Genomic DNA, 18,813 nt, shown 5'->3' on the forward strand with positions numbered 1-18,813 from the left:
TATTGACTTTAAAGTCATTATAGCGGTTTCAACTAATGGGAGCGTCAGTATGACGACGTGTTTGAATTGGTGGCATGTAATATTGACCAATAGCTAGGTGACAAACTTGAAAGAGAAGGATATCGAGCAAGACGAACGCGATCTCAGTCAACATGCCGGTAAGCAAGTTAGTGAAGCTAGCGATAGCTCCATTACGATGGGCAAAAAAGCAATAGTCAGCAAAATTCTTGGTTCGTCACGGGTGCAAAATGCCTTGCGGGAACTGGCTGTCAAGGAGGGACTGTCCCAATCTGAGGCGCATAGCCGTGCGCGACGAAGTTTGCAAAGTCTGGTGGCGGTGCAAAAGCCACTGTTTACTACGTTATTTGACCGTGTGTTAGCCCCTATGCACACCAACGCATGGACCGTAGATGTCGATCAAGAGTCTCTGCGCCGATTAGAAGTTTTGAGCAGGGATAATATGTTGGTGTTTTTGCCAACGCATCGCTCCTATGCGGACCCTTTCATCCTTACGCAACTGATTTCCTCCTCCGCGTTACCACGCAATTATATTCTTGGCGGCGATAATATTGGCTTTTGGCCAATGGGTTCAGTGGTGAGACGCAGTGGCGCAATATTGATACGTCGTAGTTTTGGCGACGATCGCGTTTACAAGTTAATGATCAAAGAGTATCTGGCATATCTGGCTCGTAGTGGCGGGAATTTGGAATGGTATATGGAGGGTGGACGGTCCAGAACTGGCAAGTTGCGCCCGCCAATGTACGGCTTGTTGCGCTATCTCGGGCAGGCTCTAAGTGTAGAGAGCCGTAAATCGGTGATTCTGGTACCGGTTGCGATCACTTATGACCAACTCCATGAAATATGGGGTATGGCTGCAGAAGAAGCCGGTAATGCCAAAAAAGCTAAGGAGGGCTTGCCGTGGCTGGCGAATTACGCCCGAATGCAAAGTAAATGGATAGGTACTGCTTATGTTCGCTTTGGCGAACTGATGTCCTTAACTGAGGCGATGCATCCAGATTCAAAAAATCCCTCGACCATTGAGAAAGTCGCTATCGAGGTCTTTCAACGAATTAATAAAGTGACGCCGGTAACTGGGCCAGCGTTGGCGACATTGGCTTTGCTCGCAGTGCGCAATCGCGCGCTTACCTTGCCGGAAATTACCCACTTAGTTTCGCCATTATTAGATTATGCTCGGCGGCGAGCCTTGCCAACCGAGGTAGTTGATGAACTGGATAATCACTCGGGAATCGAAGATGCTTTGAGCAGTCTGGCTAAGGCCGATGTATTAGACTGCTACAAGGGCGGTTTAGAGCCGATTTATAATATTCGTGCAGGCAGCCACAACATTGCCGCGTACTATCGTAATTCCGCTATCCATTGGTTTATTAATCGCGCAATTCTGGAAGTGACTTTACTGCATACGAGTCATATTAATAATGGTGATGAAAATATATTCGATCAAGGCTGGGACGATGCGCACGCGCTGAGGGATGTACTAAAATTTGAATTCTTCTTTAGCGAGAAAAATAAGTTTAAAGAAGAGATGCGTGAAGAAGCACTGATTTTGGACGCTGATTTTTTCGCCAAAGTTCAGCGCGCAGAAGAGCGGCGCAATATGCTTTATCAGGCACCGTTTTTGATGGCCCACCGCGTGTTAATGCCATTTATGGAGGCCTACGTTATTGTCGCTGAGTTAATGGCAAGCAAGGGTGGTGGAACAATTAGCGATGAAAGCCTATTTATAGCCGAGTGCTTGTCGGTTGGTCGGCAGTGGGTGTTACAGTACAAAATTCGTAGTCCTGAGAGTTTGTCTCAGGAATTATTTAAAAACGCATTAAAGCTCGCTAAAAATCGTGACTTGCTGGAGCAGAGGTTGGGATTACACGAAGACCGATTAGCCCTAAAGGATTACCTGCACAGTGTGGTAGCCGCTCTTGCCAATGTTGAGAGCCTAGACCTGGAACGCTGCGCCAACAGTCAGGAAGGTGGTGTAAATGAGTAATGTAGCGGCGGCGTTAAACGCGATCAAGCGTGGCCCACAAGGCCCCCAGGTAGGGGCGTTTTTCGATTTTGATGGCACCTTAATCGAGGGCTACTCGGCCCTTGTTTATCTTAAAAAGCGGCTTCGCGAAGGCGATATGGGGCTGGTCGAATTATTCAATACCTTGCGCACACCGTTTCGCCAAGATGTGGACGAGGCAGCCTTTGCCGAGTTGTTTAGTGAGTTTGCTAAAACCTTGGCGGGCAATACGGAGGACGATGTTCGGGCGATGTGGTTTGGCCTGTTTCACAGCAGTATTGCAAGTTCGATGTTTTTTGAAGGCTATGAGCTGGTACGCGCACATTTGCGGGCGGGCCACACGGTAGCGATTGCCTCCTCGGCGACGAAATATCAAATAGAGGCACTGGCAGAGGAATATGGCATTGAACATATTCTTGCGACAGAATTAGAAGTTAAACGCGGTGTGCTCAATGGCAATCTCTGCGGGCAGCCCCTGTGGGGCGTGAATAAAGCCACGGCAGTCAGCAAGTTTGCCAAAACCAAGAAGATTAAGCTCAGCCAAAGTTATGGCTATGCAAATGGTCGCGAGGACATTGCCTTTCTCACCGTAACGGCAAAACCGCATATGGTGAATCCGCATCCTGAATTGCGTAAGCACGGTATTGCTAATGCCTGGCCTGAGTTGCAGTTCGCACCGCGAAAACGCGCATCAATAAAAGCCGTTGCGGGTACTGTGGGCGCGTACTCGGCCATGGCGGCAACCATGTTTGCAGGCATGGCCTACAACAAACTTTACAAGGAGCCTCGCCGCGCAGCCGATATGGTGGGTAGCATTGGCACCGAGCTGGGCTTGGCCATTGCTGGGATTAAGGTCAATATTGTTAATGAACATAAACTTTGGGAGCACCGCCCAGCAGTGTTTATTCTCAATCACCAAAGCAAGCTCGACTTCTTCTTGTTTTACAATATTATCCGTCGCGAACTGACTGGTGTGGTTAAGAAGGAAGCGGAAAACGTCCCTATAATTGGCCCGTTTTTGAAAATGGCCGAGATGTCCTTTTTAGATCGCAGCAATAGTAAGCGTGCGATAGAGGCCCTGCAACCGGCCGTTGATCGTTTGCGCAGAGGCTTGTCTGTTGCCATTTCGCCGGAGGGCACGCGCTCTTATACGCCCCGTGTTGGCGAATTTAAAAAAGGCGCTTTTCATATTGCTCGGCAGGCGGGGGTGCCCATAATCCCGGTGGTGATCCGCAATGCTGGGGAACTAATGTGGCGAGAAGACAATGCGATGCGTGCGGGTACGGTGGATATTTGTGTGCTTGATGCGATTGATGTCTGTGCTTGGCCAGAAGACAGTCTCGCGGAAAATATCGCCAAGGTTCGCCAGCAATTTGTCGATACACTGGAAAACTGGCCGCAGCCCGTCGGCGCTGTAGCGTCTGAATCTTCGCTTACTTTAAAGGCTGTTGGCGATGCAAAAAGTACAAGCTGAGCTGGCTGACGACAGCGCAGAAATTGACGCCACTGGTGAAGCACTGCGATTTCCCGAGTCGCAATTAAGGCAGTTGGCTAACTGGGGTGGCGATAGCCAGCTCAGCGCGGCAGAAGCATTAATGTGGCGTATGGAGACGCTCCCCCAAGGGAGTTCAGCCGGAACCTCATTGCATTTTTTGGCTTCGACCCCGTCGTGGGAAGATGTCTGCGACTTTGTCGACGGTTTGAGCAAGGCGGTACCCCGCTTACGCCAGTGTGTGCATGAGCTGGGAGTCGGCCAACTCCCAGTTTGGCGTGATGACCAGAACTTTCAAGTGGGTGAGCACCTTCGCCGTCTGTCGCTGCCTCAAAACAGCGGCAATGATGTGCTTATAAGCGCGCTCAGCGATTTTGCGAATACGCCCACTGAAATGCAGCGGCCACCCTGGGAAGTGCTTTTTGTAGATGGGCTGGCGGGAAATAAGAGCGTCTTTGCCCTAAAAATTCAGCATTGTTTAACCGATGGTGGCGGCTTGATACAGCTGTTTTCTGCGGCATTGTCTGAACGCAGTGACTGCCAATTGCGGGGCAGCGCGCAATCTTTAACGGCGCTTGCGCCAGCTGCGCGATACAAGCGGGTGTTAATGCCGTCGCCGGGTAAGATGATCAAATCTGGCTTTAAAGTGTGGCAGAAGCATCGCGACGAGGGCTACTCCCTCACCAGTGCGCAGCGCTATTTAAAATCTATTCAATCTCTTAATGCCGCGCAAGCCTCGAAAGGTTCACGTTTGCTCCAGCAGCGCAGCGCGACCAACCGCTACGATTTGTTGAACCTGCCCCTGCCCACATTGAAACTGTTGGCAAAAGCGGCTCAGGCTTCGCTGAATGATGTTTATCTCGCGCTGATCATTGGTGCTTTCCGCCGCTATCACTTGGCCTTTGGTGTTGACGATGAAGCGAGTCTGCCCCTCGCGTTTCCTGTTAGCCTGCGTAAGCCTGGAGATGCCGTGGGGGGCAATCAGTTCACTGGTGTGAGTTACGCCTCGCCGTTGAATATTGCCGATCCTCAAGAACGGATTAGTGTTATTCGAGCCTTTGTTCGTGGCGCCCGCGCCGAGCCAGCCTTAGATTTTATGAATCAACTCTTGCCAGTGGCGATGTTATTGCCCATTAAGTTAACGGCAAAGCTTGTCGCCCAATATTCATCTCGCCTTGATGTGCAGGTGAGTAATATTCCCGGTATGGCGCGCAGTGCCTATTTGGCGGGCGCGCTGGTCGAATCCCATTACGTGCTGCCGCCGCGCCCCGGCTGCGCCTGTATGTTTGCCATGATTAGTCACCAGGATGTGGCGGGCATTGCTTTAAATTATGACCCCGCCGCAGTACGTGAACCCAAATTATTGTTAAGCTGCGTGAGCGACGAGTTTGCGGGGCTGTGCGCCTACTTTGATATTGAAGCATTAGTGTAGATAAATACCTCGAATAGGGAGTTGGCTGGTGGCGGATAAAAGTACGTTTCAGGGCAAGGCAAATACCCCGATTTTTTGGCAGTCGTGGCCTGCAGTAAAGCCGCGGGCTTGTGTGGTGATTAGTCATGGTCTGGGCGAGCACGGTGGGCGTTACGCGCCGTTGGCTAAAACCTTGCTCGATTTGGGCTTCAGTGTCTATGCCATAGACCATCGTGGTCATGGCCAGTCTGGGGCGCCCAGAGGTTTGATTCGCAATTTTCAGCATTGTGTGGACGATCTAGATCATCTTATGACTGCCGTGGTGGCACTCCAGAAGTGCCCCATTATTTTACTGGGTCACAGTATGGGCGGCGCTATTGCCACGGCCTATACGCTCCAGCATCAAGATCGCTTGGCCGCGCTAATATTGTCGGGTGCGGCATTGAATAGCGACATGGTGCCGGGGGCGATGAAGCTGGTATGTAAATTTCTGGGGGCATTGGCGCCGCGCTTACCCGTACTGAAAATTGACCCTAGCTTGGTCAGTCGCGACCCTGAGCAGGTGGCCTTATACGCGAATGATCCCTTAAATTTACATGGCTCGGTGCCAATAAGAACCATAGCTCAGATGGTCGCTACTATTTCGGGCATGCCCCCAAAATTTAATCAAATTAGCTTGCCTATACTGATTTTACATGGCGAGGAGGATCAGCTAATTCCCGCCAAATCCAGTATGGCATTGCACGACTCCATATCTTCAGCAGATAAGACCGTGCACATTTATCCTGAGCTATACCACGAAATTCTTAATGAGTTAGAAGCTGATCGCGCGCGGGTCAGCGACGATATTTGCGAGTGGTTAGCGGCGCGTTTCCCGGTGGTGTGAGTGGGCCTGCAGGACGGCATAGGAGGGTGTTTACCCGACTATGCCGCGTTTGATGTTTAGCGGAGTTTGGCGAAAAACTGCTGAATATCCTTGCACAGTTTTACGGGTTCTTCCATGGCGGCAAAATGCCCACCGTGGGGTAAATAGCTCAGCTGCTGCACATTGTAGTAATGCTCGATCCAGGCCTTGGGTTGCAGCACCACTTCTTTTGGAAAAACGGCAATTCCGCAAGGTGCTTCCACCACGGGTGTGCGGTCGTGTGATGGCGTCCAAGGCTGGTGTGCTGCCTCGTAGTAAAAACGCATTGAGCTGCCTATGGTTTCTGTTAACCAGTAAATCATGACGGTGGTAATCAAATCGTCTTTCGAGAACACGCTTTCAACGACGCCATCGCAATCGCTCCAGCTGCGACGTTTTTCTAATATCCAAGCCAGTAGCCCGGTCGGCGAGTCATTTAAGCCATAAGCGACGGTTTGTGGTCGTGTGCTTTGAATAGCGAAGTAGCCGCCACCGTCGGCAAAAAAGTGGGCGTTGTACTCTGCTAGCGATTGTTCTTCGGCGGTGAAGTAGCTGGGGTCAACCGTGCCGCCAGTAAAGGTGTCTAGGGGGAGTAAAGTGGTAAAGTGGCTGCCAATTAATTTTTCTGCATGTTTGTGGCCGAGCTGCGCGGCAATGATTGCGCCCCAGTCGTGGCCGTGGACGGCGAATTTGTCGTAGCCAAGGCCCTGCATTAGCTCGACAAAAATATCGGCAGCACGCCAAAAATTAATGCCGGTTTTTGGCAGCGGTGACGAGAAACCATAGCCGGGTAGTGAGGGAATAATTAAGTCGAAGGCATTGGTGGCATCGCCGCCGTGGGCTGCGGGGTCGCTCAGTGGGCCGAGCATTTTTTGGTAGTCCCAAAAGCTCCAGGGCCAGCCGTGTAGCAGTAGTAAGGGCTTACACGGCGCGCCGCTGCTCTTGCCCTTAATATGAATAAAGTGGATTGGCATATCGTCGATAACGCAGCGAAAATGCGGAAACTCATTCATTGCCGCTTCGTGCTTGCGCCAGTCGTAATTGTGCTGCCAATGATGCAGCAGCTCAGCCATGTACGCGCCGTTGCTGCCGTATGCCCACTGATCATTGCCGAAGTCTTTGGGTAAGCGGCTGGTGCTCAGTTTCTGCCTGAGTTCATCGAGTTGGGCTTGGTCAATGTCGATTTTAAATGCGTCAACTTTCATATTAGAGTTTCACCTGTACTTTGTCGTCTAAAAGCAGTGAGTTAGCGCTGAAGTATTAGCCCATCACTTTCTCTAGTAGCTTAAGCATTTTGGCAGTGTGTGGCGCTTTGAAATACGGGGTCAGGCTCACCAAGCCCTGTTTGTAATAGGCCTTGGCATGGCTGAGCTGGCGGAAGCCGTCAAAGCCATGGTAGCTACCCATACCACTGTGACCAACCCCACCTAGTGGCATGGTGTCTTGTAAAACATGGGCGGCAATATCATTTACGACCATACCGCCGGAGGTGGTATTTAATTTGATTTGCTGAATTTCAGCCTTGGACGAGCCAAAGTAATAGAGCGCCAAGGGCCGTTCACCGGCGTTAATTTCTGTGCAAACACTGTCGATATTGTCGTAGGTTTTTACCGCCATAGCTGGCCCAAAAATTTCGTCGCACATGATTTTGGCGTCGCTGTCAGGGTTTATTACCAAAGTGGGGGCGAGTTTATTGTGGCTTTCTGGTTGCGCCAAGCCAATATCGTCGGCGAGGGCTTCAACGCGATAGCCTCGGTCATGGGCCTCTTGTATATAAGACGTAATTCGGCCTCGGTGGCGGGCGTTGATTACCGAGCCGTAGTCGGGATTGTCATTCAGTGTGCCAAAATTGCTTTCCACAAATTGGCGGGCAAACTGAATAAATTCTTCGAGCTGTGATGCTTTAACATAGGTGTAGTCCGGCGCCAAACAGATCTGACCGGCATTCATCGTTTTAAAGGTAAATGTGCGCTCAACAGCGGCTTTTAAGTCGGCGCCTTCGCCAATTATCACTGGGCATTTGCCGCCTAGTTCAAGCGTTAGTGGTACGAGATTTTCAGCGGCGGCGCGCATTACGTGTTTGGCCACCGACGGCGCACCAGTGAACACTAAATGATCGAAAGCCTGACCGCAAAATGCGCTGGCCACGTCTGGGCCGCCGTTAACTACTGCAATTTCTTCGGTCGCAAAGGTGTTGTGAATAAGCTCGGCCATTAATGCTGAGGTTTCAGGTGTTAATTCCGAGGGTTTAATCATGGCGCGGTTACCCGCCGAGATCGCATTGCCCAGCGGCGAAAAGGTAAGTTGTACAGGGAAGTTCCACGGCGACACTATGCCGACCACGCCCAGTGGCTGGTAAAATACATGGGCGTCGGCGCCGAGTAAATTGAGGGGGAACTTTGCGCCTCGGGATTCTTTTTTCATCCAGCTAGCGGTGTTTTTGCGCAAGTATTTTAAGCTTTCAATGGGCACCAGAACGTCAAATACCACACTGTCAAAATGGGAGCGAGCGCGGTAATCGGCACGCAGCGCATCTGAGAATCGTTGTTTGTTCACGCGCAGTAAATCAATAAGGCGATCAAGCCGGTCGATGCGAGTTTTAAGTGTGGGGTAGCCGTCATCGATAAAGCTTTGGCGTTGAGTGTTAAGTGTTGCCGCAATGCTTTGGGCATTGGCGTCGGCATCAAATAGTGGGGTAATCACCCGATTTTCGGTATTGCTCATCGCTGCCAGCTCCGTTGCGTGCTTCTTTATTGGTATTAATATTAATAGGGGAAATATGTGTAATCGATATACAAAACATCGGCTTACAAGGTTATTTTCGCATGTTCTAGATTATTGTGATTAATAGGTGAGGGTTATCTTGGCATCTATTGATGTTTGGGTCAATAATTGCCAGCTTACCCTTGCAGGGATTTTCTAAATTGCAGTGGGGTGATGCCGGTCCAGGTTCTAAAGGCGCGTATAAAGGGCGCAGCTTCGGTATAGCCAATGCTAAATGCAATTTGTTCTACGCTGCTGTCACTGCTAGCCAGCAGTTTAATGGCCTGTTCGCGGCGCACGCTATTGCGAATGCCCTGCCAGCTACTGCCTTCTTGTTTAAGTCGGCGGCGTAGGCTGTCGCTACTGATGCCGAGTGCGTTGCAGCACGATTTTAAGCTGTGTTGTGGAGCATCTTCCCTGGGCAGCTGGTCAAGATAACGGCGTATGTACAAGGTGTACTGACCACTTTCTTCAAAGGGCAGGTAGAGGTTGGCGGGGGCATCTTGAAAGTAGTCAGCTAGGCTTAACTCGGTTTGCACTACAGGGCGGTCAAAATAAGCGCCATCAAACTCAATGCCGCTGTAGTCGGCGCCGTTGACGACGGTGCTGCCATAAAACAGATGCTCGTGTTCGTGCAGTGGTGGGGCCTGATAATCCAGTGCGACCATTTGCAGGGCAATGCGTTCATTGATTAGCCAACTCGCAAAACGGTGCAAAATCATCAGTATTGTGTCTATGGCAAAACTGTCTCGCACTTGCATGCCGGTGCGTCGCAAGACCCGGATTTTGACCTTGTGGTCGTTTAGCTCACAGGACAAATGTAGGCTGTTATCAAAGAGGTTGCTCACCGAGGTGAAGCGCCGCATGGCTTCACCTAGGGTTTTGCCGTGCACCGCATTAGTGGCAATGGCGTGGTAGCTGCCAATGCGCTGTTTACGTTCTAGCAGGCCGTACTGTTCGTCTTCTAGGCGGCCACTGGTGCGACGGCATAGCTCGATAAATTGCCGCGCCGGAATACGGGTTTGCGGTGAACCCTGTAAGGCTGGGTCTATGCCGCAGCTGCGCAATAGATGGCTGCAATTAATGCCGTGCAGACGGGCGCCGGTGAGGCTGCGTGCCACCGTGGCCATTGAGATAGTTAGCGTCGATAAATTGTTCATAGAGTGCAAATATAAGCTTATTTTGCAGTTTTATGTCAATTTTAATCGCTTTTTTAATCATTGTACTGATTATCGCTGTCTCCCACACTAGACCTACTTGCGATTTCGACAGGCGATATCGTGTTGGCAATTATTCTGGAGGCTGGTGTGACTACTGGTGCATATATATTTGACGCGATCAGAACACCGCGTAGCAAAGGCAAAGCGGGTGGTTCATTGCACGAGGTTAAACCGGTGGCACTGGCGGCGGGTTTGCTCCGGGAGTTGCAGCAGCGCAATGATTTAGACACCAGCGTAGTAGACGACGTGATACTGGGTTGCGTTACCCCCGTGGGCGAGCAGGGCAGCTGCATTGCCAAGGCGGCGGTACAATATGCGGGCTGGGATGAAAGCGTTGCCGGGTTTCAACTCGACCGCTTTTGCGCTTCTGGTCTCGAAGCGGTTAACACTGCCGCCCAGAAAATTGCCTCTGGTTGGGAAGATCTTATTGTTGCTGGCGGTGTTGAGTGCATGTCGCGGGTAAAAATGGGTAGCAATGGTGGCGCTATGTTTTCTGACCCTGAATTTATTTTGGGTCAAAAAGCTGCGCCCCAAGGCATAGGTGCCGATTTAATCGCCAATCTTGGTGGTTGGAGCCGTCGTGATGTCGATCAAGTTGCAGTGACCTCGCAGCAGCGTGCGGCGCGCGCCCGCGACAATGCTTGGTTTACCTCTTTGGTGCCCGTACGCGATAGCAGTGGAGCGGTGATTCTGGCCCAAGATGATTTTATTAAACCCAATAGTAGCCTCGAGAGCCTCGCCGCTCTTAAGCCCTCCTTTCAAGCGATGGGTGATATGGGTATGGACGAACTCGCCTTGTCCAAATATAGCCTCCTAGAAAAAATTGAGCACGTGCACACTCCCGCGAACTCATCGGGTATTGTCGATGGCGCCAGCGCGGTCTTAATTGGCAGTGCCAAGATCGGTTCGGCGTTGGGTCTTAAAGCCCGTGCGCGGATTGTTGCCACCGCTGTTACGTCCAGCGACCCCGTTATCATGCTTACAGGCCCGGGTCCTGCGGCGCATAAATGCCTTAAAAAAGCTGGTCTATCTGTGCGTGACATCGACCTGTGGGAAATCAACGAGGCCTTTGCCTCGGTCATGCTGCGTTTTATGGCGGACATGGGTATAGACGACAGCATTACCAATGTTAACGGTGGCGCCATTGCCATGGGGCACCCGCTGGGCGCAACCGGCGGCATGTTAATTGGCATCATGCTCGACGAATTGGAGCGCCGAAATTTACAGCGCGGCTTAGTGGCCCTGTGTGTGGGGGGGGGCATGGGTATCGCCACGATTATAGAGCGGGTGTGATTGCCCGTGCTGCAGGCTTACAAATTAATTTCACCGAATGCTGAGTAGAATTATGAACACAGAATTTATCTATCAAAAAGACGCCGACAATATCGTGACGGTTACCATGGACATGAATGGCCCGGTAAACGCGATAAACGACGGCTTTATTGCCGCTCTAAAAGAAACTTTAGACAGGCTAGAGCAGGAGCCTGATCTTGCCGGTGTGATCATCACTTCGGCTAAAAAAACCTTTGTGGCTGGTGGTGATCTCAATGAGCTTATTGCGGCTCAACCCGGCCAAGAAGAGGGGGTGTTTACGCGCACCCAAATGATTAAATCCTTATTTCGGCGTATTGAAAAATTGAGCGCGCCCTCGGTTGCGGCAATAAATGGTGCGGCACTGGGCGGCGGTTTGGAATTGGCCTTGTCTTGCAATTGCCGTATTGCAGTAAATCACCGCAGCGTTCAACTGGGCCTGCCTGAGGTTGGCCTTGGCTTGCTACCCGGTGGCGGCGGTATTGTGCGCTTAACCTCATTAATTGGTTTTCAAAAAGCTTTCCCGTATTTAATGGACGGTAAAAAAATCAATGCCGAAAAAGCGCTTAGCGAAGGCTTTATCCATGCGCTGGCGGCAGATCAAACTGCACTTTTAGCGACGGCGAAAAACTGGATTATAAACAATGCAGCGGGCAGTGAAGGTGCGAGCCAGCCATGGGATCGCAAAGGTTTTCGCATTCCCGGTGGTAATGAGAGCAGCCCCGGCATGAGTCAGCAAATTGCTATGGCGTCGGCAGCCTTATTCAAGAAAACCCGGGGTTTACTGCCCGCGCCAGAATTTATTCTCAATACCATGGTTGAGGTGCTGCGGGTAGATTTTGATACCGCGCTGACTATTGAGAGTCGCCAGTTTTCGCAACTGGTCACCCGGCCCGAAGCTAAAAATATGATCAACGCCTTTTTCTTTCAAATGAATCAGGTTGCTGGCGGCAAGAGCCGACCAAAAATCGCAGAAAAGCATACCGTTAAAAAGCTGGGTGTACTCGGCGGCGGCATGATGGGGCAGGGTATTGCCATGGTGGCCGCGCAGGTGGGGATTGAGGTAGTCATAAAAGACGTGAGCATCGAATCTGCCGCCAAAGCAAAAGCCTATGCCGAAAATGGCTTTGCCAAATTGGTGGCAAAAGGACGGATGACGGCAGAGGACGCATCGCGGGCGCTAGCGCGAATTAAACTAAGTGTCGACGTTGCCGACTTGCAGGGCTGCGATTTTATTATTGAAGCAGTCTTTGAGAATATCGAGCTTAAGCACGCATTGGTGAAGGAAGCTGAAACCATGTTGGCAGACGGTGGCGTATGGGCTTCTAATACGTCAACTTTGCCGATTACGCGTATTGCTGCCGCCAGCAGCAAGCCTGAAAACTTCATTGGCATGCACTTTTTCTCGCCAGTAGATCGTATGCCGTTGTTAGAAATTATTTGCGGCGAGCAGACCAGCGATGAAACTCTGGCCAAGGCCTTTGACCTTGCCAAGCAACTACGAAAAATGCCGATTGTGGTGAATGATGCGCCAGGCTTTTACACCTCGCGCACCATCAGTACCCCAATTCAAGAGGCTGCGCAGTTAATCGCGGAAGGTGTGGATGCGGTTCGTATTGAAAATGTCGGTAAATCTGTGGGCTGGCCAGTAGGACCGCTGGCCTTGCAAGATGAAGTTAGTCAAAAACTGTCTTTGGACATAATCGACGCCCAAATCGCCATGGGCTTGCGCAAACCAGAAGACGATCCCACGCCCCAGGGCACCGCTCTTATGCGCTGTTTATTAAATGAGCATGGTCGCGGTGGCCGAGTGCATGGTGGTGGCTATTACGAGTATAGCGAATCGGGCAAGGCCATATGGTCAAAACTGAAAGCGCTATACTTTAAAGAAGGGGTAGATTCCGCAATAAGTGACGCTGATATTCGTGATCGTCTGTTATTTCGGCCGGTTATTGAGAGCCTGGTGTGTCTGCAAGACGGTGTGTTGCGCAGTGTCGCCGACGGTAATATTGGCGCAATAATGGGTATTGGCGCGCCGAGCTGGACCGGTGGTTATCTACAGTTTGTTAATACCTATGGCCTTGAGCGCTTTGCTGAGCGCTGCACAACCTTGGCGGAGGCCTACGGCGAGCGCTTCCGGGCGCCAGCCATTGTGGCCGATAAAATTGCTGAGGGCGCGAATTTTAATTGAGTTAAAGATCAATTAGTCTGGACTCAGGCCGTGATGAATGTTAATTTTTATCACTACTGAGTCATGTTCAATTGCGGGCCAAGAAAAACCATGGTCAAAACTACGGCTATATCGATGGTTTTTTGTAGCAGCTGAGTTTGGCGCGTGCTGTTTAGACGGCAGTATTGAAATAATGATAAAAGAGGATGTCGGAAATGCGTGATGCTGTGAAAACGCCATTGGAAATGTTTTATCGCTGGGAAGCAGAGGCGGCTGACCAAGTATTTTTACGGCAACCGGCGAATTTAGCGTGGACAGAATACACCTGGGCAGAGGTTGCCGACCGCGCCCGTCGCTTAGCGGCCTACATCATTGAACAGGGCTTTGAGCCGGGCAGTCGGATCGCGGTGTTTGCTAAAAACTGTGCAGACTGGGTAGTGGTTGATTTTGCCATAATGTTGGCGGGCCACGTCAGTGTACCGCTGTATCCAGGTCAGGATGCTGGCTCAAGCAAGTACATATTAGACCACAGCGAGAGCCAGCTGATATTCCTTGGTAGTTTCGATATTGCCGAGACCGCCGGCGAGATACTGCCTGCCGGTATGACGCGGGTGGGTATTCACGGTTGCAGCATTGAAGTCGATGAGTCATTAGCTGACATACTTGCCCACTATGAGCCGTTTTCCGGCTCGCCAGTGCCTGACCCGCAGAGCTTATTCACGATTCTGTACACCTCGGGTACCACCGGTAACCCCAAAGGCGTTATGCATGTTCACGCGACTCCCGGCAACGTGCTGCCGCGCTTTCAAGGAGCCTGGGGTATTGGTAGCCATGACGAGCGTGAGCGCTTTATGTCTTACCTGCCTTTATCCCACGCGGCCGAGCGCTGCATAGTTGAAATGAACGCCCTGTACTGCAATGGTGTAATCTCTTTTTCGGAAAGTTTGGAATTTTTTGCCGAAGAGCTTCGCTCAGTTGCACCCACTTTCTTTTTCTCTGTCCCGCGGCTCTGGGTGAAATTTAAAACCGCTGTCGACGCTAAGATTCCACCGGAAGTGCAGGCCGCATTTACCGACGAGCAGCGCCAAGGCGTGCGCAAACAATTGGGATTGGACCAAGCCAAAGTTATTTTAACCGGCTCGGCGCCGTGCCCTAAAGATGTACAAAACTGGTTTTTGGACTTGGGTGTCATGCTGCGGGAAGGCTACTCCATGACTGAGAATTTCTGCGACGGTACTTTCTGGAGCGAATCCAGTCGTCCGCCTGCGGGTTGTGTTGGCAAGCCCTTGCCTGGGGTGGAGATAAAACTCACCGCCGACGAAGAAGTGTGTTTTCGTAGCAGCGGCTTAATGACAGGCTACTATAAAAGCCCAGACAAAACCGACGACGTGCTCATCGACGGTTGGTATCACAGCGGCGATACCGGCAAACTCGACGAAAACGGCAATCTGTGGATTACCGGGAGAATGAGCGAGGTCTTCAAAACTACTAAGGGCAAATTTATTAGTCCAATTAAGTTAGAAGACAAATTTGGCGCGGTACTTGAGCTGGGTCAAGTCTGTGTTTGCGGTCACGGTCTAGATCAGCCCGTGATGCTCGCGACTCGCTCAGAGCTTGCAGTTGATCTCGATGACGCAGCCTTAGCTGCAAAACTCATCGAAGCCCTAGATCAAATCAACGTTACTATGCCGCCGTATGAACGAATTGCGGCCATCATTATTACCCCAGAGGAATGGACAATAATGAATGGCTTGTTAACACCAACGATGAAGCTAAAGCGCAAAAGTTTGATTGCAAAATACAGCGATGTGATTAACGCGAAGATTACCGAGAGAGTGAGCTTCGTCTAGCTATAGGTCCTAAAAAAGATTGCGGCAGGAGTAAATTCTAAAATGCTTCTACTTTGTCCCTCACTTCGTTCACATGGATACCTGCCTACGCAGGTATGACGAAATTTCCCGGTATGGCGACATTTTCAGGTGTGACGAGATACGATTAAACCGTCGCCCCTGCGAAGGCAGGGGCCCATCCCAGCAACAAAGTGCAGCCTTGGCGCTGAGTCTCAAAACATGCACTTCGTTCACATGGATACCTGTCTACGCAGGTATGACGAAATTTTCCCGGTATGGCGACATTTTCAGGTGTGACGAGATACGATTAAACCGTCGCCCCTGCGAAGGCAGGGGCCCATCCCAGCAACAAAGTGCAGCCTTGGTGCTGAGTCTCAAAGCATGCACTTCGTTCACATGGATGCCTGCCTACGCAGGTATGACGAAATTTCCCGGTATGACGAAATTTTCAGGTATGACGAGCAATTACCCTAAACGGTTTTTGTCTGGCGTCTTCAATCTCTCGTCAAGCGTACAGCAAGCCTACGTCCGACAAAAATCAACGCGTCGCCGCGCCACCCGTCAGCCCCTCAACCCGCTCAATCCACGCCATCAACCTCGGCGCCTTTTCAATAATTGGGAGGCCTTTTGACGAGCCTGCAATGCATTCGATTTGTGCTAATACGCTAATGTCGGCAAGACTAAGGCTGTCGCCAACAAGATAGTCGCCGTTGCTGGCGAGCAGGTTTTCTAGGCTTTGTATGTGGCGGCTGAGTTCATTGAGTATGTCGGCCTCGCTGCGTTTTGCTAGGCCTTGCAGTGTACCCTGTTTGCGGGTTAGGTAGGGCACTAGCGGGCGGGCAAGGCGTTGCATTAGGGCATTGTCGTATTTCAGTATTTCGGTGACCCAGCGGGCGCGGTCGTAGGTCCAGGTGAAGCGCATGGTCATCTCAAAAAAATAGAGACTTTCGTCGGCCCAGTCTTCAAGAATATTGGTCAGTGCCAGTTGGGCGGAGTCGCTAGGTAGTAGTGGTTTGTCGGGGAAACGCAGTTCTAGCTCCCGGCAGATGGTGCTGGAGTCGGCAATGAATTCGCCGTCTATTTCGAGCACAGGTACTTTGCCAATGGCAGACTTTTTCTTGAGTTTGGCCAACTCGCCCATGGGGACGTTTACTACGCTGTAATCCAAGCCTTTAAAATGCAGCGTGCGACGAACTTTGTCGCAGAAGGGGGAGATTTCGAGTTGGTGAATAATGATGTTGCTCATCGCAATGCCTATTTATTGTGTGAACGATAAGCTGCCACCGCGTGGGCTGCAATGGCAGGATTAATTACTTGATCATATTGTTAAGTTTAACGATTAACTGATTCACTTCCCCGGTGACGTCGTCGGGGCGATTCACAATGCCGGTGTAGACGAGCTGGGTTAGTTGGTCGGCGATTTTGTCGATGTCGGCACTGCGGCCGCCAGAAACGATGTCCCAGAGGTAGTGTTCTATACCGCCAAATACCACATTGCGAACTAGTACCGGGGAAGCAAATTCCGCAATTTCGCCGCTGTCTTGGCCTTCGCGAATGATGCTGATAACGATATGGCTGTAGCGCCGGTTAAGGTCGTGAACTTTTTCGAGTAATTCGTTTTGGCTGCTGCGGGATTCGTTAAGTATTACGGTGCACAAACTGGCGTTGTCATGAAGAATCGACATATGGGTGTAGATTACGTAGCGAATTTTATTGCGCACGCCATCTATGCCTGCCACGCCTTCTTCCATGGTGCCAGTAATGTCAGAGTAAAACTCTTCGATGACTTTGGTCATTAGCGCGCGTTTAGTTTTAAAATAGTGTAGCACGGTGCCCTCTACAACGCCGACGCATTTTGCAATATCGGCGATGGTAGAGGATTCGTAGCCCTGAGATTCAAAAACTGATCTGGCGGCCTGTACAATTTCGAGTTGACGTTGCTCGGGCGAAAGACGGGTTCTCGCGCTGTTACTTTTGATCTTTGCCAAACTAAATATCCCTTATGTTTCGTTTATTCGTCGCCGCGGTTGATGAAATCTGCTGGACGGCGCTCTGCAAATGATTGGAGGCCTTCTTTAAAGGCGTTGCCGCCAAAGCTCACGGTTTGTAGGTCGCGTTCTAATTCAAGTTGCTGAGCATAACTGTTCTCGGCGGCGGCGGCGAGTAGCTGCTTGCTGCGTCGAATCGCGGCTGGGGAGCATTGGGCCAGCTTCTCGGCCAGCTGTTGGGCGGTGTCGGCCAGTTGTTCGTCGTCTACGCAGCGCCAGATCATTCCCGCGGCGGTGGCGTCTTCTGCAGACAGGGGCTCGCCGGTGAGGGTCAGTGCCAAAGCTTGGTTGTAATTCAGTGCGCGGGTCAGCAGCCATGATGAGCCCATATCCGGAACTACGCCAAGCTTGGGCACAAACGGTAGCGAGAAATACGCCGAGCGAGCGGCTACGGTAATGTCACCGCTCAGGGCGATGCCGACGCCCGCGCCAATGGCGGGACCATTTACTGCGCACACCAAGGGTTTGCTGAGGCTGCGCAGAAACAGGCCGAAGGGATTGTAGACCTTGGTCATGGCATCGCTAATGTATTCATCCATGGGCGTGGTTTGGGACATGAAATTCTTAAGATTGCCCCCCGCGCTAAAGAGTTTGCCCTTGCCGCTTAAGACGATGGCGCGCACGTCCTGATCTTGCAGGGCGGCGGTCAGCGCTTCGGTTGCTGCGGCAACTAGGGCTTCGCTAATACCGTTGAAAGACGTTGGATCGTCGAGGTAGATGGTTCTAACGTGATTGCTGTGTGAGGTGCTAATCATGGTTGCGGTCCGTTTATCGGGTGGGGCTGAGGCAGTCGAGGCTGGCGTCGCCGATTTGGTAGCCGCCGTCAACGTCGAGAACAGTGCCGTTAACATAGGCGCCCAGTGGCGAGCTGAGGTAAATCGCAGCGGCGCCAATGTCATCTACAGAGCCAAGGCGGCGAATGGGTAGGGCGTCGATCATTTTCTGGCCGCCGTCAGGGTCGGTGGCAAATAGGCGCTTTAGGCCTTCGGTGTCGCCGGTGAGTCCAGGTGCAATGCCGTTCACCCTTATGCCAGAAGGACCCCATTCCATGGCCAAGGTTTTTAGCAGTGCGTTGACGCCGGCTTTTGCAGCGCAAACATGAGCTTGCAGCGGCGTGGCGTTAACTGCCTGGGGCGCAGTAATGGCAATGAAGGACGCGGTGGTCTTTTTGCAGTAGTCGAAACCAGCCCGGAATACGTGGAATGTGCCCATTAAGTCGATATCAACTACGGTTTTAAAACCCTTGGGGCTAATGCTAACGGCGGGGGCGAAGAAGTTGCCGGCAGCGCCAGCGATAACAATATCGAGCTGACCTAGCTGTTCGCTAGTCTGCTTCATGGTGTCTTCAATGGCGTCGTAGTCGCGAACATCGGCGCTAAAGCAGAGCACCTTTACGGTGGGCGCTGCGCTGCGAATGGTGTCTGCGGCGCGCTCGGCTTTTTCTAGGTCGCGGCCAATAATGGCGATGTTGGCGCCATGGCGCGCCAGCGTCAGGGCGATTCCCAAGTTAATGCCGCTTGTGCCGCCGGAAATATAGGCTGTTTTGCCCAGTAATATATCCTCTTTAAACACTTTTTTGACCTCGCCGATCTTATGATGATGTTCTTAGGTTAGCGGAATGTTG

14 protein-coding genes are annotated in these 18,813 nt (G+C 51.5%); 7 read left to right on the forward strand and 7 right to left on the reverse strand.

Features of this window, described 5'->3' with window-relative positions; genetic code table 11:
* The first annotated feature begins 106 nt into the window (after positions 1-106).
* The 4 genes from AZF00_RS01680 to AZF00_RS01695 are packed head-to-tail and all read left to right on the forward strand — an operon-like array spanning position 107 to position 5,809.
* Positions 107-2,002 carry a 1-acyl-sn-glycerol-3-phosphate acyltransferase gene (locus tag AZF00_RS01680; RefSeq protein ID WP_062382777.1) on the forward strand — a complete coding sequence of 632 codons (1,896 nt, stop codon included), beginning with the start codon at positions 107-109 and terminating at the stop codon, positions 2,000-2,002.
* The gene (locus AZF00_RS01685; RefSeq protein ID WP_062382780.1) at positions 1,995-3,494 is read left to right on the forward strand and encodes an HAD-IB family hydrolase; all 1,500 of its coding nucleotides are present in this window, start codon (positions 1,995-1,997) and stop codon (positions 3,492-3,494) included. The genes AZF00_RS01680 and AZF00_RS01685 overlap by 8 nt, the downstream gene beginning before the upstream one ends.
* On the forward strand, positions 3,475-4,944 hold the full coding sequence (locus tag AZF00_RS01690; protein WP_062382783.1) for a wax ester/triacylglycerol synthase domain-containing protein: 1,470 nt from the start codon (positions 3,475-3,477) through the stop codon (positions 4,942-4,944). Before AZF00_RS01685 ends, AZF00_RS01690 begins: the two co-directional genes overlap by 20 nt.
* 28 nt (positions 4,945-4,972) lie before the next feature.
* Positions 4,973-5,809, forward strand: coding sequence for an alpha/beta hydrolase (locus AZF00_RS01695; protein ID WP_062382786.1), 837 nt, complete (start codon positions 4,973-4,975; stop codon positions 5,807-5,809).
* A gap of 56 nt (positions 5,810-5,865) precedes the next feature.
* Here AZF00_RS01695 and AZF00_RS01700 read toward each other — a convergent pair whose 3' ends face one another.
* The 3 genes from AZF00_RS01700 to AZF00_RS01710 form a co-directional block, all read right to left on the reverse strand.
* Positions 5,866-7,032 carry an epoxide hydrolase family protein gene (locus AZF00_RS01700; protein WP_062382790.1) on the reverse strand — a complete coding sequence of 389 codons (1,167 nt, stop codon included), beginning with the start codon at positions 7,030-7,032 and terminating at the stop codon, positions 5,866-5,868.
* 55 nt (positions 7,033-7,087) lie between these two features.
* Entirely contained in the window at positions 7,088-8,551 is a 1,464-nt protein-coding gene (locus tag AZF00_RS01705; protein ID WP_082793641.1) for a coniferyl aldehyde dehydrogenase, read from the reverse strand.
* Positions 8,552-8,727: 176 nt separating this feature from the next.
* The gene (locus AZF00_RS01710; protein WP_081482695.1) at positions 8,728-9,750 is read right to left on the reverse strand and encodes an AraC family transcriptional regulator; all 1,023 of its coding nucleotides are present in this window, start codon (positions 9,748-9,750) and stop codon (positions 8,728-8,730) included.
* 147 nt (positions 9,751-9,897) lie between these two features.
* Between AZF00_RS01710 and AZF00_RS01715 the strand changes: the two genes are divergently transcribed.
* The 3 genes from AZF00_RS01715 to AZF00_RS01725 all read left to right on the forward strand — a co-directional run bounded on the left by AZF00_RS01715 (position 9,898) and on the right by AZF00_RS01725 (position 15,141).
* Positions 9,898-11,103 (forward strand): acetyl-CoA C-acetyltransferase, encoded by a 1,206-nt coding sequence (locus AZF00_RS01715; protein WP_062384807.1) that lies wholly within the window; start codon positions 9,898-9,900, stop codon positions 11,101-11,103.
* 52 nt (positions 11,104-11,155) lie between these two features.
* Entirely contained in the window at positions 11,156-13,312 is a 2,157-nt protein-coding gene (locus tag AZF00_RS01720; RefSeq protein WP_062382793.1) for a 3-hydroxyacyl-CoA dehydrogenase NAD-binding domain-containing protein, read from the forward strand.
* Between the two features lie 194 nt (positions 13,313-13,506).
* Positions 13,507-15,141, forward strand: a complete 1,635-nt coding sequence (locus tag AZF00_RS01725; protein ID WP_062382797.1) for an AMP-binding protein — start codon at positions 13,507-13,509, stop codon at positions 15,139-15,141.
* Positions 15,142-15,679: 538 nt separating this feature from the next.
* Here the strand turns inward: AZF00_RS01725 and AZF00_RS01730 are convergent.
* The 4 genes from AZF00_RS01730 to AZF00_RS01745 form a co-directional block, all read right to left on the reverse strand.
* Complete coding sequence (locus AZF00_RS01730) at positions 15,680-16,387, reverse strand: glutathione S-transferase family protein (protein ID WP_008251219.1); 708 nt, start codon at positions 16,385-16,387, stop codon at positions 15,680-15,682.
* Positions 16,388-16,451: 64 nt separating this feature from the next.
* A complete protein-coding gene (locus AZF00_RS01735; RefSeq protein ID WP_008251225.1) occupies positions 16,452-17,129 on the reverse strand; it encodes a TetR/AcrR family transcriptional regulator in 678 nt (225 codons plus the stop codon).
* A 23-nt stretch (positions 17,130-17,152) separates the two neighbouring features.
* On the reverse strand, positions 17,153-17,944 hold the full coding sequence (locus tag AZF00_RS01740; RefSeq protein WP_008251226.1) for an enoyl-CoA hydratase/isomerase family protein: 792 nt from the start codon (positions 17,942-17,944) through the stop codon (positions 17,153-17,155).
* Between the two features lie 13 nt (positions 17,945-17,957).
* A complete protein-coding gene (locus tag AZF00_RS01745; RefSeq protein WP_062382800.1) occupies positions 17,958-18,761 on the reverse strand; it encodes an SDR family oxidoreductase in 804 nt (267 codons plus the stop codon).
* Between the last annotated feature and the right edge of the window lie 52 nt (positions 18,762-18,813).

The organism is Zhongshania aliphaticivorans (assembly GCF_001586255.1).
GTDB classification, from domain to species: domain Bacteria; phylum Pseudomonadota; class Gammaproteobacteria; order Pseudomonadales; family Spongiibacteraceae; genus Spongiibacter; species Spongiibacter aliphaticivorans.